This is a genomic window from Geitlerinema sp. PCC 9228, from assembly GCF_001870905.1.
Classification (GTDB): domain Bacteria; phylum Cyanobacteriota; class Cyanobacteriia; order Cyanobacteriales; family PCC-9228; genus PCC-9228.
On record NZ_LNDC01000187.1, the window covers coordinates 15,458 to 30,313 of the forward strand.

Sequence of the window (14,856 nt, forward strand, 5' to 3'; positions counted from 1 at the left end):
CTAATTTGATTTTAGAGGTAGTTTGGTAGGGTCGTTCGCGATCGCCCCTACGGCTTATTTTGTGGTAGGCAAAAACGATAACGCAAATTAACGTCAAGATAGTGATGAGAACGTTTAAAAAGCGATCGCACCAGATTGTAGGGTGGGCAGGGCACACCCTACTTCGCGAAGCTAATTTGATTTTAGGGGTAGTTTGGTAGGGCCGATCGCGATCGCCCCTACGGCTTATTTTGTGCTAGGCAAAGGGCGTTGGTTGGGCAGGTTGGTCATGAAATTAGAGAATACCGTAGTACATACAGGACAATGTGAACGATAACGCAAATTAACGTCAAGATGGTGATGAGAACGTTTAAAAAGCGATCGAGCCAGAGGAATTTGGCAGAATTGGTAGACTCGGTAGCTTGCCACAAAGCAGGTAACAGTTGCCGAACTTTGATGGTTCCGTCGTTGCACGCATTTACAAAATAGTTGCCATCTGGTGTCAGAGCTTTCTCGCTTAGGTTATCAAGAGGTTCGTAGAAGCTACCGAGAAAATTCATCGCCGGGAGATCGTATAGAAGAACGCGATCGTTGCCTCCTACAGCAACAAGCAGTTTTTTATCCCAGTTAATGGCAATGGGAGCTGCACATCTAGAATGTACGGTAGCAGTTTTCTGCCATTTTCCTGTAGGAATCTCCCAAAACTCAATTGCCTCGTCAGCACTGCTGCTGATGAGAGTTTGCCCATCGGGCGAAAAGTGAAGCGAGAAACTCCTTCCAGAAAACCATGAAAAACGGTATGGTAGTTGCCTAATAACTCTCCGTACTGGATTTTTCGGCAATATGCGTTGTAAATTTCCTGTATTTGAATTCCACAAACGAATCGTGCGATCGCGGCTACCACTGGCAAGCATGTGACCGTCGGGATGAAATGCCAGCGACCAAACTCCTTGGGAATGTCCTATCAGTGTGTGTTCCAATCGCCCATTTGCCAAATTCCAGATTTTGACCGTTCCATCGCGGCTGCCACTGGCGAGGGTTCTGTTGTCGGGACTGATAGCAAGCGACCACACTTCGTCGGAATGTCCTTCCAAGGTCAATTGTAGAGAAACTCGCCCTACTTTACCGTTGGCAGTGGTTTTTAATTGGTAAACTTTGACCGTGCGATCGCTGCTACTAGTGGCAAACGTTGTGCCATCTGCTGCAAAAGCAACGCAGTTGACCTCATCAATATGGTCTGCAAGCGTTTTTTGCAACTCTCCTGTAGCAAAGGACCACAGCTTCGCCGTTTTGTCGCGACTGCCACTGACCAGCCAACGACCATCCGGACTGAGATCGATCGAACGAACTTGGTCTGCATGTCTGGTAATTGTGTGGGTGAGGCGTACCGGGGACTCGCCGGCAAAATGTTCTCGCAGCAAATCGTGAACGAACCGATAGCGACCGCCAATTTGTTGGACGAGTTTGCGTTCGTTGGCATAACCGAGAAACCGCTCGTAATTCCAGGGAATGTCACCATTTATCTGCAACAGAAAGCGTAGAATAACGTGTTGTATTCCTGCAAGTCCGCCACCACTAAAAACTCCGAACAAAAATGCCATTGATATTGCAAGAATGAAAGCATCAAGTGGCTCCACAGTTGGTTCTGTTGCCCATCGCAGTAAGATAAATAACAACACGTTGAAAGGAAAGATAAGGCCGCTAAGAACCAGGGAATTTTGTAGGGAATTCCAAATCCCTTGATTGGGGCGATCGCGCATTTGCATATCGGGACCGCTTAGCCCGACAATTAGCCCGACAATTAGCCCGAAAATTAGCCCGAAAATTAGCCCGAAAATTAGCCCTCCAATTAGCCAGTAAATTAGCCCGTAAATTAGCCCTCCAATTATCCCGTAAATTAGCCCGTAAATTAGCCCGTAAATTAGATTATTTTTAAATTTTTTAGTTGATGACCAACCTAACGTTTCTATAGGTTCAATTTTTGAACTTACCCTTCAATTAGCCCGAAAATTAGCCCTCCAATTAGCCCGAAAATTAGCCCTCCAATTAGCCCGAAAATTAGCCCTCCAATTAGCCAGTAAATTAGCCCTCCAATTAGCCAGTAAATTAGCCCTCCAATTAGCCAGTAAATTAGCCCGTAAATTAGCCCGAAAATTAGCCCGTAAATTAGATTATTTTTAAATTTTTTAGTTGATGACCAACCTAACGTTTCTATAGGTTCAATTTTTGAACTTAGAAAATTAGCCGGTAAATTAGCCCGTAAATTAGCCCTCCAATTAGCCCTCCAATTAGCCCTCCAATTAGCCCGAAAATTAGCCCGTAAATTAGCCCTCCAATTAGCCCTCCAATTAGCCCGTAAATTAGCCCGTAAATTAGCCCGACAAATTTAGAATAAATGCGCCGTTTTACTCCATTTCCCAACCAACTGGGCTGCATTTTTTCTATCAAAAATTCCGTTTTCTGCTCTTCTCGCAATCGTTTCGCCAAAAACGACAGCCATCGCTTGGTTTGCTCTGGACTCGGTTCTTTCCCCGGGCGATACCACTGACTCTGCAAAGGTTTCCGAAGCTGCCGGTCGATGTATGTCTGGAAAATTTGCTGTAAATATGCCTGACGGCGTTCCGGCGGCGATTCCGACTCCGATGTTAGATGGGGGGATTGTTGCGGGTAAGCAGCAGCAATAAAATACAACAGCAGTGGCGTTGTGGCTAGCTCTTTCAACGTTTCATCCTGCTTGATTTCCCGCCACAAAGACGTTCGTCCTACTTGACGCAGGTATTGTTGAATCTGACTGTCGTTCAAGGGTTGCAAGCATACTGCCCCGTTCAATGCTGCCAGTTTCGCCTCCCCCTGTTCGTATTCATCAGAACGACAGCAAACCACTAGATGGGGATAGCTGCTATTTTGCACAAACTGGTTGATTCGCTGGATGCAAGTTCGCTGCCGTTCGAGACCCAACTCATCCAACCCATCCAACATCGGCAGCAACAACTGTTTTTGCAACCACTCCTGCGTTTGCTTGCGAGGCACTTTGTAACGGTCTTTCAATTCCGCAACCAACCATTCCTCAATCGATTGCCTGTCATTCGTCCAATTGGTCAGTTCCAGCAATACTGGAATAAACGGCTGTGTAGAATTTGCTTGTGTTATTAAATCCCGCGCCAGTTCCAGCAGAGTGGTGGTTTTACCGGCACCAGGATTGCCCAAAATCAGCAATTTACCGTTAATATCCTCTCGCTGGAAAATATCGATAATTTTGCTTTGCGGGTCCAGGTTTTCTTCCGATGGCGACTGACCAAACGTTAACAATTTCCATGGCATTCGGATCCAATTTTGAGAATTTTGCGAAGTTTCTTGCGGTACCTCTACAGGTTCCGGTCTTCCCACTGCCTGGTGTCGATCTGGTATTGTTAGAGGGATAGGGTCGGCTGTTTGTAGCGAATCTTGCAGCCGTTGGGCAACTTGCACTCGTACCGCTTCAATCAATCGCTCTCGCGGGTCGCCGGGAACCTTTGACCTGTTTCGCCGACGCTGGATTTTTACCCAAAGCAGATTGAACGAAAATATCCCCAGCAAACCTAGTGCCAGGTAGGAAATCTCTTTCTCCCACTGCTCCATTATCTCTGGCTTAACGTGAAGAATCACGGCAAAAGCCACGACAACCATGAACCACGCAATGAGATACTTGGATTCCTGTTCCAGCTTTTTTAAAAGTTGGTAAGCTTTCTCAAGCAGGCCAAGCCAGTTCCCGAACTCAGACATGAAATGAATAAGGGCAACGACACAAAAATCTACCCGTAGTTTATCACAGGAACAGGAATTTGGAGATTTTCTACAGTTGAGGAATTTTCCGTTCGATCGCGATTTTGGTGGTTTTGGAAGTTTTTGGACAACTCCATTTGAAGTTAGAACCAACGATGGTGCCACGAATAAGCTGGCATTGCTCCCTTACTCCCCAGAAACAGCGATCGCGGCAAATTCAAGTGTTGCTGTTGGTGGATATTCTTAGGGAATTGGCAAGCTTAACTGTTTGAATAAAAATGTAAAGTTAGCAAAAACATAGACGGAAACGAAGATTGCGATCGCGCTGGTAATGTTTAAAACGCGATCGCACCAAAGGAAAATCGCATTTTTGGTAGATTCTTTTCGAGAATTGGAAAGGCGAACGGTGGGATAGGTCACCAAATGTTTCCGCAGTAAGTTGCGAACGAACCGATAGCGATCGCTAATGAAAAATAGCGATCGCACCAGATTGTAGGGTGTGCCCTGCCCACCCTACTTTGCGAAGCTAATTTGATTTTAGGGGTAGTTTGGTAGGGTCGATCGCGATCGCCCCTACGGCTTATTTTGTGGTAGATATTATAGTTGTTCATGTTCTTTATTTTTTGAGTTTTGAAAAGTTTCCTGCCCAACCCGGAGAATCAGCTGATTTGATTGTAGGGTGGGCATTGCCCACCCTACTTTGCGAAGCTAATTTGATTTTAGAGGTAGCGTATTCTGGAACTGTTGACTGTTCGATAGAAACCACGAACGTTCGTAGTGAGAAATTGGGCAAGCATACCGGGCTTGCCCCTACGCGATGTTCTGATAATATTGGTTTTAGCTCTGACTCTCGCTGCTGTCCACACCTGCCAGACGCATCCACATGGGCATTTGCTTGTCGCCACCACCTTCAATACGTTCGATGGCGGCGTTGATTTCTACTCGTACGTCAAACTCTGGTTCGGTTTCGGCGGTTTGACGTAGGGTATCTAGGGCGCTTTCGTCGCCGATTTCGTTGAGGAAACGGGCAGCCCGCCAGCGTACCAGTTTGGAACTATCCTGGAGGGCTTGACACATGGTGGGAATGGCTTTGGGATTGGCGAGGTCGCTGAGGGCATCGCCAGCCGTACGCCGCACCACCGGGGATTTGTCGGAAAGAACGGCGCGTGCAAGGGGTTCTAGGGCATCGGCACTTTCGCTGGCACCCAGAATGGCGGCTGACCAACGGCGGATGGTGGACCGTTCGTCGGTTAAAGCTGCTGCGATCGCACTAAAAGTCTCTTCGTTGGCTTCCAGTTGTTGCAGTGCCTTCAGCCGCCGCTTCCAGTTGGGATGTTTCAGTTCTTCCAATAAGGCTGACTGGGGCAAGCTAGCTGTGGTTTGGGCGTTGTTTGCATCAGGCGCGATCGCTCTTTGTTCGATTTGACGTAATTCTTCATCGTCAATCAAGCTGGCAACCTCATCGGCAGTGGATTGCGCCACTTCTTGCGGGTCGCCAAAGTCCACCATATACGGCTTCCAATACCGTTCCATGACATAATCAGCCCCAGTTTCGGTAACTGCCCGTTGCAAGGCTTGCGAAAACCGGTCCGGTAACGCTGCCCTGGCTTCTTCGCCGTCGCTGCCGTTTGCCCGCACTTGTATGGGAATATCGCGAAATATCTGGATGGCAACTTCTACCTGTCCCAAATTTTCCTTGGGTTGCCCTTGGGATGGTGTTTCTTGGGAGGTTTCCTGGTTCGACGAAGAACTCAAAACATCTTCCGACCCTTCAGCCACCCCAAGTATGTTACCAGCAGCCGCCAGAATGGATTCCCAATCGGCACTGCCTTCTCGCGTTAGGGTGATAAAATCTTGAATCAGAAACAGCGATCGCACGCCATCGATATCGAGTAACTGACCAATGGGTTCGGGTACGTTGCTGGTATCGTCACCTGGGGAGAGGGTAATGGATTTGGATGCCAATTGCTCGTCAAGATTGAGCTTCATACAATTGGGACTGGGTGTGGTTTCGATCGATCGCAGTTTCATGAAAACCCTCGTTTTTATGGCTTCTACATGCGCTTTTTATAATTGTAACCAACTGGGAACCATGGCTCTTGTTGGCAATTGTCATTTTTTAGTCACGATCGCTGGGTAACCTAGAACATAGATAGTTCAACCTCGCACAATCGATAGCCCACCATGCGGATTTTGCTTGTTGAAGACGATCCGGAACAACTCGAACCCCTGCACGCTGCTTTAAGCCGGTCGGGGCATATTGTCGATGCTGTTGAAGACGGGGCGACGGCGCGGTGGTTGCTGGGAGAAAAAGAATACGATATGCTTATTATCGATTGGATGCTTCCCGATGAAGATGGCATTTTTCTTTGTCGGGATTATCGAAAAGCTGGTAAAACTGCACCTGTGCTTATCCTAACAGCCAAAGATACCACGGCAGATAAGGTCAAAGGTTTGGATATCGGCGCGGATGATTATTTGGTGAAACCGGTGGATCTGGAAGAGTTGCTTGCCCGGGTGAGAGCTTTGGGCAGGCGATCGCCCTTGTGGCGCGGCGATACATTGTGCGTGAGCGGTTTATCCTTACATCTCAACACCATGCAGGTGGCATACCAGCAGCAAAGCTTAAAACTCAAAAGTCGGGACTTTCAACTTTTGGAATATATGATGCGCCATCCCCGGCAAGTTCTCACCCACAATCAAATCGAACAAGCTTTGTGGGAATGGGGGGAAGAACCGGAAAGCAATGCGGTCACCACTCGCATCCGACGATTGCGCCAGCGTTTGCGGGAACTGCAAGTGGAAGATTGGATCGAAACGGTTTACGGGATGGGATATTGTTTGAGACCACCCTCTGAATAAAATGAAAGAAAATTGTTGAACTGGTTTGCCAAGATGCTCTTTCTGTTTGCCTATTTCCACCAAAGCTGGCAAAAGTTACCCATTCGCGTTCGGGGAACGGTTATTTTAGCGATTCCGGTGATTTGTTTTTCCGTAACAGTTTCTACCTTTGCTTGGTTGAAAGCCAGTCTCATCGAAGACGAAACTTGGGTGCAGCATACTTTAAACGTTCGTCTGGAAACCAAACGCCTGCTCAATGCTTTGATTGATGCGGAAACTGGCGTACGCGGGTACGGTTTGACCCAGCGCGATCGCTTTTTGGAACCCTACGAACGAGCAAAAGCTGTTATCCCCATATCCTTAAACCGCCTGGAAAACTTAGTACAAGATAACCCCCAACAAACCCAAAAAATCCAGACTCTCCGCCAGTTGGTCAACGAAAATTTAACCATCCTCGAACATAAATTAGCCCTACAAAAAGAACTCAAAAGGATCGACGAAGACCCCAACGTATTGGTTCCCGCTGCTTCCTTGTACGAATGGTTGGAAGAAGGCAAAGCCACTATGGATGCCACTCGTTTGGCGATCGAACGCTTTGCCCAGACGGAGGAAGACTTGCTCATCCAACGCCAGAAACATCGCGATTTGTACCGTAGAATTACTTGGATTGTTTTGTGTGTTTCTGCTGCTGTGGGCACGGCGGGTGCTTTGTTGGCTGTATATTTATTTTTCCAATTAGAACAAGAACTTGCTAACCGGGAAACCAATTTGCGCGAGAGCAATCGGCGCTTGCAACTGGTTTGCGAACAACTCGATCGCTTTACTGCCAATGCTTCCCACGAACTGCGTACGCCCTTAGCAACGGTATTAAGCAACGCTCAGGTGGCTTTGATGGATGTACAAGACCTAGACGAACCAGTGCCTAGCTTGCAAAAACGGGTGGGAAAAATTATCTCGACCGCAAAACAAATGAGCAATTTGGTGGGGGATTTATTGTTTTTGGCGCGGCATGAAGGATTGCTGGCACCGGAAAAGATACGTCAGATTGATTTAAAAGCTGTACTTGAAAACTTGCTTGAGGATTGGGTCTCTCAAGCAAAAGCTCGCTCTTTGGAATTTACTGCACAATTGCCTGAGGAGGCGGTATGGGTGGCAGCGGATGGGGATTTGCTGCAACAAGCGATCGCGAATTTATTAAAAAATGCCTTTCACTATACCCCTTCCGGAGGCAAAGTAGAAATACGCCTGGCTGTCACTGACGGGCAAGCCATTGTTCGCGTTACCGATACTGGCTGTGGCATTCCCGCCGCATCACTGCCGCACTTATTTGAACGGTTTTATCGCGCGGATTCCCAACGTTCGCAAAAATCCGGTGGTTTTGGTTTGGGATTGGCAATTGCCCAGCAAATTGTGCAAGTTCATGGGGGAGATATTGGCGTCACCAGCCAGGTGGGGGAAGGGTCTACATTCTATATTTCTCTGCCTTTAGCGAGCAATTGAAGCAGAAATTTTGCCAAACATTGTTTCTGTCATTTTTTTGTCCCTTTCTCTGTTTATTTTCAAAATAGATAAACCAACAAATAGGAGGATTTTCCGTGATAGGATTTCGTTTTGTTTCAGCTATTGTAGGTAGTGTTCTGGTTTTAAGTGCATTTGCCACAGCTCATGCCGCTAATCGGACTTATACGGGAACGGTGGAAAGGGTCTGGGAAGATGGTTTTCGTTTGCAAACCAGCGATCGCGCTTTAACCGTCGATAGTTGGGATGTTTGCGGCGATTTCACAGCCAGCTATATCGATGCCGGCGACGAAGTAACCGTAACGGGAGAATTTGACGACGGCGAATTTGATGCTTTTTCCATCACCAACAGCAATGACGAAAAAATTTGCAATTAAATCCAAACGTCATTTTTCAGTCACATTACCCTTTTACAGTTGAAAACAAAGATATTCAAGGAGATTTCTTCCAAATGGATTTCGACCCGCAACTCTCATTCTCGCAACCTACCGCTAGCAGCCAACCAGGCGCGATGGTTTCCGGCATTGTTGGCAACCTCATCGACGGCGGCGACGATTTTCTCTTCCAACCTTCCACCGGCGGTCAGTTGATTGTCGATCCTGCAGGTGTAGATGCTTTCCAACTTGGCTTGGTGCCAGGCGAAGCCATTAACCTCCGCGCCATGGAGTGGGAAGGCAACGAAATCGATACGAACTTCATTACCCGCGCTGATGGTTCGCCAGTTTTAGGAAACCCAGCAGTAACGCCAACGCCGACTGTTCCACCGGCAACCCCTCAAACTCCCGCAACCCCAATGCCTGGCGAAGCGGCTATCGATCCAATTACGGGTGAGATGATGGCTACGGTAACGGGAACTGTGGTGGCGCAAACCGAACCGGATAGCTTTCTGTTTCAAAGCGACGGAGGAATGATGCTGGTGGATGCTTCTCCAGAAGGAGACATGCCAGTTCCCGTGACTCCTGGCGAAACAGTAACCATGGTGGGAGAAATGGATGATGAGGATTTCGATGCCTATCGTATTACTCGCCCTGACGGTTCTCTTGTCGTTAATAATCCCATAGAAGAGGATTACGGATATGAATATGAAGATGATTGGGATGATTGGTACGAATATCCTGTTGCGGAAAGTTATGGCAGTATTTCGGGTACCATCCAAGCAGTTGCAGGCAATGAATTCCTTTTAAATAGTGAGAACGGACCTGTTTTTGTGGATGGCGGACCGTCTTGGTACCAGCCGCTCAATTTACTTGCGGGAGAGCAAGTCACGGTATCTGGGGAATACGATGATGAAGATTTTGATGCATTTCGCATTACCCGCAGCAACGGTGAGGTAATCTCTATTCGCGACGAAGCAGGTCCGCCGCCTTGGGCTGGCGCTTGGAAATAAAAGATTCGACTCAGGGCGCAACGCGTGAGGGGTGCAACGCGAAGCGCCCCTACAAATGCTACAATTTCTTGCAGGATGTTTGCAGGAATTCATCAAAATAGATGTACAAATGCCGTTCAAATAGATAAAAGCAATGCTTAAGCCTACTTTTGTTGTAGCAACTACTTCTTTTTTCTTAACTTTCTTTATTCCAAACCAACGCTTGCAAGCACAAATTCCCATTGGAGAATTGCAAAGATATTCTGGGATTGCCATTGAAGGTACAATTCGCAGTGTTGTCGGTAACGAATTTATTTTAGAAGATGAAACTGGTGAAATTATTGTTGATGCGGGACCAACTTGGTACCACCAACTTGATTTGCAGGAAGGGGAACAAGTGACGGTTACTGGCGAATATGATGATTATGACTTTGATGCGTTTCGCATTACGCGGGAAGATGGTGAGATAATTCGCATTCGCGATGAAGCTGGTCCTCCTCCTTGGGCTGGCGGACCGCACAGACGCGATCGCGATTGATATTTTTTAACATCGAAAAACATCAGAAAAAGACCTCTGGCTGCCGTTGTTTTCATTCAAAGGAGATTTTCGGGCGGATTGTACCATGAGCCAGGGGTCTTCATAAATTTTCGAGATGCGTATCTTAAGAATGTGGCAGTTTCGGCACCAATTTCTGATAAGCTCAAAGAGGCGTTTAACAAGTCATTAAGGGAAGCCGATTTATGGCAGGGTCAAATCAAACTCCTTATTTGCTCAGAGCGGCGCGTGGCGAGACACTCAGCCGTCCTCCCGTGTGGATGATGCGTCAGGCAGGGCGGTATATGAAAAGCTATCGGGAATTGCGTCAGAAATATCCATCGTTTCGCGAACGTTCGGAAAACGTAGATTTGGCGGTGGAAATCTCCTTGCAGCCGTTTCATGCTTTTCATCCGGATGGCGTAATTTTATTTTCCGATATTCTAACGCCGCTACCTGGTGTTGGTATTTCTTTTGATATTGTAGAAAACAAAGGACCGGTCATCGACCCCCCCATTCGCACGCAAGAACAAATCCAGAACCTCCACGAACTGGATCCAGAAGCTTCGTTGCCGTTTGTGGGGAAAATTCTGAAAACGCTACGTCAGGAAGTTAGCGATCGCGCGGCGGTTTTAGGCTTTGTGGGTGCTCCTTGGACCCTGGCTGCCTATGCCATTGAAGGCAAAACGTCTAAAGATTATCGTACCATTAAAAGTATGGCTTTTAGCGAACCAGATGTTTTGCACAAGTTTTTGGGCAAACTTGCCGATGCGATCGCGATTTACGTTCGCTATCAAATTGACTCTGGTGCCCAAATGGTGCAACTGTTCGACTCTTGGGCAGGTCAGCTAAGTCCACAAGACTACGAAACCTTTGCCCTTCCCTACCAGCAACGGGTCGTCCAACAAGTCAAAGCCACCCACCCCGACACCCCCTTAATTCTTTATATTAACAACAGCGCTGGCTTGCTAGAACGCATGGCCAAAACCGGCGTGGATATTATCAGTTTGGATTGGACTGTGGATATGGCAGAAGCCAGACAGCGATTGGGAAATATGACCGTACAAGGCAACATCGATCCTTGCGTGTTGTTTGGCACCCAGGATACCATTCGCGATCGCATGTTGGAAACCATCCGCAAAGCCGGCAAAAACGGTCACATCCTCAACTTGGGTCACGGCGTTTTACCCCCCACGCCAGAGGAAAACGTCGCCTTTTTCTTTGAAACCGCCAAGCAAGCCGACCAATTGTTGGGTTGGTAGTTGCTGTAGAATATGAACATACCGAGTGTGGGAGAAGCATAATCCCTTATCTCCTCCCCCTCCTCCCCCTCCTCCCCCTCCTCCCCCTCTTCACAATCTCCCCATCCCAGACCAACGAATCTACCATGAAAACCGTCTTCATCACAGGTGCCAGTGGCTGTATCGGTCACTATATTGTACAAACGCTCTTACGCGAGAGCGACTTTCACCTGTACTTATTGGTTCGCAATCCCGACAAACTGCAATTTTCTTGGCAAAATAATTCTCGAATTAGCCTTTTGCAGGGCGATTTACGGAATATCGATCGCTTTTCTGATGTACTGGCAACGGTTGATGTGGCGGTTTTGGTGGCAACCGTGTGGGGAGGGGTTCGCGAAACTTACGATATCAATGTGGTGAAAACCATGCGATTGCTGGAACTGTTAGACCCGCAAGTTTGCCAGCAAGTCATTTATTTTTCCACTGCCAGCGTTTTGGACCATCACCACCAACCTTTGAAAGCGGCAGGAGAGTATGGGACAGAATACATTCGTTCTAAATATACTTGCTTGCAACATTTATCGCAACTCGCGATCGCGCCTCGCATTCAAGTTTTGTTTCCCACGTTGGTTCTCGGCGGTGACGAAAACCATCCTTACTCCCACCTTTCCCGTGGTTTTCCCGAAATTACCCGCTGGATTTCTTTGATTCGCTTCTTTCGCGCCGATAGCAGCTTTCATTTTATCCACGCCCAAGATATTGCGACGATTGTTAGCTATCTGTTGCAAGGGAACAAACCAGCAGCAACCTCTTCTTATATGGTATTGGGGAGTTTGCCGATTACCCTCAACCAAGCTGTGGAAGAAACTTGCCGGTATTTTGGCAAAAGAATCTATTTCCGCATTCCCCTAACTACGCAGTTGGCGAATTTTCTGATTTCTACGTTGCGATGGGTGGGGGTCAAAATTGAACTCTCTCCCTGGGACCGATTTTGCATGTACAACCGCCATTTTACCTACGAAAATCCCGTACATCCCGCTACCTTCGGTTTGCCAGAAACATGCAGTACCTTTGCCGATGTTCTGCAGCTGAGTACTGCCCAGCCAAATGTTTCCCTCGATGGTGATGCCCAAACTACGCAAATACAGGGAAAGGAAACGCCTAGATAAATTGATGGAAATTATAGAATTGAATTTCCTATATGGAAACGTCTAAAAATACATAAAATTTGGCAAAAAAAATCCAAATTCTCTAGCCTGCTTGCCAGCATCTGCGTTAAGCTTGACTCAATTTCAACTTGCTAGCGAAGTAGCGATCGCCTATTGTCAATTGCGATCGCTTCATTGACAATAGCTGTCCGCAAATGGGCAGTTTCGCAAAAATGGATCCTTGTTAGCATCTGTTGCCATCGAGGGATGGTTCTGCTACCCCTCAACTCTTTGAAACGATTCAAGTAAAGGCATTTTGGTATGCGCGTTTTATTAGTATATCCCCAGTTTCCCAAAAGTTTTTGGTCCTTTGAAAAGGCACTGGCTTTGGTGGAACGCAAAGCTTTGCTGCCGCCGTTGGGATTGATTACCGTTGCCGCTATTTTACCCCAAACCTGGGAATACAAACTGGTCGATCGTAATGTGCGATCGGTAACAGAAGAGGAATGGGAATGGGCGGATTTGGTCATGTTTTCCGCCATGATTGTCCAACAAGATGACCTGCAAACTCAAATCCAAGCTGCCAAACAACGGGGCAAAAAGGTGGCTTTGGGCGGTCCTTATCCCACAGCGGTTCCGGAAACGGTTAAGTCCATGGGCGCTGATTATTTAATTTTAGACGAAGGGGAAATTACCCTGCCCATGTTTGTGGAAGCCCTGGAACGAGGCGAAACCGAGGGGGTATTCCGCGCCGATGAAAAACCCGACGTTACCCAAACCCCCATTCCCCGCTTCGATTTGCTAGAAAAAGATGCCTACGACAATATGTCGGTGCAATTTTCCCGGGGATGTCCTTTCCAATGCGAGTTTTGCGATATTATTGTTCTATACGGTCGCAAACCCCGTACCAAGACCCCGGAACAGTTGCTGGCGGAATTGGATCGTCTGTACGAGTTGGGCTGGCGGCGCAGCGTTTTCTTGGTAGACGATAACTTTATCGGCAACAAACGCAATGTGAAACGGTTGCTGCCGGCTTTGCGGGATTGGATGCGCGATCGCGGTCATCCCTTTTTCTTAAACACGGAAGCTTCGGTGGACCTAGCCCAAGACCAAGAACTGATGGATATGATGCTGGAGGCTAACTTCAATGCGGTCTTCCTCGGCATCGAAACCCCAGACGAAGACAGCCTCAAGGTCACCAAGAAGTTTCAAAATACCCGCGATCCCCTCTCCGAGTCGGTAGAGAAAATTGCCCGTAGCGGCTTGCGGGTTACTGCCGGCTTTATTATTGGTTTCGACGGCGAAAAAGCAGGCGCGGGCGATCGTATTATTCGTTTTGTAGAGAAAACCGCCATTCCCATGGCCATGTTTAGCATGTTGCAAGCCCTGCCTAACACGGCTTTGTGGAATCGCTTGAAACAAGAAGGTCGCCTGTTAGACGAGCGAGGAAATGGCAACCAAACCACGTTGATGAACTTTGTTCCCACACGACCGGTGGAAGACATTGCCCGAGAGTACATCCAAGCTTTCTGGGAACTGTACAAACCCGAACGCTATCTAGACCGGACCTATCGCCACTACATGACGCTGGCACAACCCAAACACAAGAGTCCTTTGCGCCAACCCAACTGGACTAGCATCCGGGCATTGCTTTTGGTTCTGTGGCGTCAAGGGGTTCTGCGCAAGACCCGCTGGAAGTTCTGGATTTATCTGTTCAATATTATGCGCCACAAGCCCCGGCTTTGGCAACACTATCTGTCGATTTGCGCCCTCTACGAACATTTCGGGGAATACCGAGAGTTGGTACGCGAACAAATCGAAGCGCAACTGGAAGAGTTCTTAAAACTCAAAGCTGAGTCTGAAGAAACCACCACCGAAGCCGAAACGGACGAACAAAACAAAGCGTTGGTTCAGTAAAACCAGCCAATATTGTAAATATGAGGGAGCATTTTTGGGATAGAAACAAACAAAGCCTATCCCAGTAGCTCCCTATTTCTTAGCTTCTAAGAGCTAAAAACGAGCTTAAATGAGCTTGACAGCACGCAGGAGAAACATTAATACGACAGCTAGCACGAAACAACCTGCTAGCATACCAGCATAAACAAGAGAACCAGAAGATAAAATTAAATCCATTTTGATTTACCGATCCGTTTTGCTAACTTGATACGAAAAAAATCGGGATGTTTGTTCGTCTCAGGAAAAAATTCCCAAGATATCGATATCGTTAACGCATCCGGCGGGATGGTTGCCAACTGGATTGAACCAACCGCCCCGATAATGGAACGGTCGCGGTTTTCCATGTTGGGCAACTTTAATGCCCTATTCTATTCAATCACGAACAATGACAAATTGCAATTTGAGCCTACCAAGCGTCCCGAAGTTGTTGACACTCTCACGAATAGAATTCGTGAGATTCTCGCTTCATTGGGTGTGCCTAGATGGATTAGCTATGCTAGTCCATCCCCG

Annotated in this window: 12 protein-coding genes; 8 read left to right on the top strand and 4 right to left on the bottom strand. The window is 47.5% G+C overall.

Annotation, left to right across the window (positions count from 1 at the left end; genetic code table 11):
* Positions 1-266: 266 nt before the first annotated feature.
* The 4 genes from AS151_RS19475 to AS151_RS19490 form a co-directional block, all read right to left on the bottom strand.
* Positions 267-1,580: a WD40 repeat domain-containing protein gene (locus AS151_RS19475; protein WP_170861461.1), complete on the bottom strand. Its 1,314-nt coding sequence runs from the start codon at positions 1,578-1,580 to the stop codon at positions 267-269.
* Between the two features lie 631 nt (positions 1,581-2,211).
* A complete protein-coding gene (locus tag AS151_RS19480) occupies positions 2,212-3,741 on the bottom strand; it encodes an NACHT domain-containing protein (protein WP_084639791.1) in 1,530 nt (509 codons plus the stop codon).
* Between the two features lie 243 nt (positions 3,742-3,984).
* Positions 3,985-4,227 carry a hypothetical protein gene (locus tag AS151_RS19485; RefSeq protein ID WP_071518735.1) on the bottom strand — a complete coding sequence of 81 codons (243 nt, stop codon included), beginning with the start codon at positions 4,225-4,227 and terminating at the stop codon, positions 3,985-3,987.
* Between the two features lie 351 nt (positions 4,228-4,578).
* Positions 4,579-5,772, bottom strand: coding sequence for a virulence factor (locus AS151_RS19490; protein ID WP_071518736.1), 1,194 nt, complete (start codon positions 5,770-5,772; stop codon positions 4,579-4,581).
* Between the two features lie 153 nt (positions 5,773-5,925).
* Between AS151_RS19490 and rppA the strand changes: the two genes are divergently transcribed.
* From rppA to AS151_RS19530, 8 genes are all read left to right on the top strand, one after another.
* A complete protein-coding gene (gene rppA / locus AS151_RS19495) occupies positions 5,926-6,603 on the top strand; it encodes a two-component system response regulator RppA (RefSeq protein WP_071518737.1) in 678 nt (225 codons plus the stop codon).
* 33 nt (positions 6,604-6,636) lie between these two features.
* Positions 6,637-8,082 (top strand): ATP-binding protein, encoded by a 1,446-nt coding sequence (locus AS151_RS19500; protein WP_071518738.1) that lies wholly within the window; start codon positions 6,637-6,639, stop codon positions 8,080-8,082.
* Positions 8,083-8,177: 95 nt separating this feature from the next.
* Positions 8,178-8,477, top strand: a complete 300-nt coding sequence (locus AS151_RS19505) for a hypothetical protein (RefSeq protein ID WP_071518739.1) — start codon at positions 8,178-8,180, stop codon at positions 8,475-8,477.
* Positions 8,478-8,551: 74 nt separating this feature from the next.
* Positions 8,552-9,487, top strand: coding sequence for a hypothetical protein (locus AS151_RS19510; RefSeq protein WP_139240798.1), 936 nt, complete (start codon positions 8,552-8,554; stop codon positions 9,485-9,487).
* Between the two features lie 133 nt (positions 9,488-9,620).
* On the top strand, positions 9,621-10,004 hold the full coding sequence (locus AS151_RS19515) for a DNA-binding protein (RefSeq protein WP_071518741.1): 384 nt from the start codon (positions 9,621-9,623) through the stop codon (positions 10,002-10,004).
* A gap of 203 nt (positions 10,005-10,207) precedes the next feature.
* Positions 10,208-11,263, top strand: a complete 1,056-nt coding sequence (gene hemE / locus AS151_RS19520; RefSeq protein ID WP_071518742.1) for a uroporphyrinogen decarboxylase — start codon at positions 10,208-10,210, stop codon at positions 11,261-11,263.
* A 125-nt stretch (positions 11,264-11,388) separates the two neighbouring features.
* A complete protein-coding gene (locus AS151_RS19525; RefSeq protein ID WP_071518743.1) occupies positions 11,389-12,411 on the top strand; it encodes an NAD(P)-dependent oxidoreductase in 1,023 nt (340 codons plus the stop codon).
* Between the two features lie 300 nt (positions 12,412-12,711).
* Positions 12,712-14,307 (top strand): B12-binding domain-containing radical SAM protein, encoded by a 1,596-nt coding sequence (locus AS151_RS19530; protein WP_071518744.1) that lies wholly within the window; start codon positions 12,712-12,714, stop codon positions 14,305-14,307.
* The last annotated feature ends 549 nt before the right edge of the window (positions 14,308-14,856 follow it).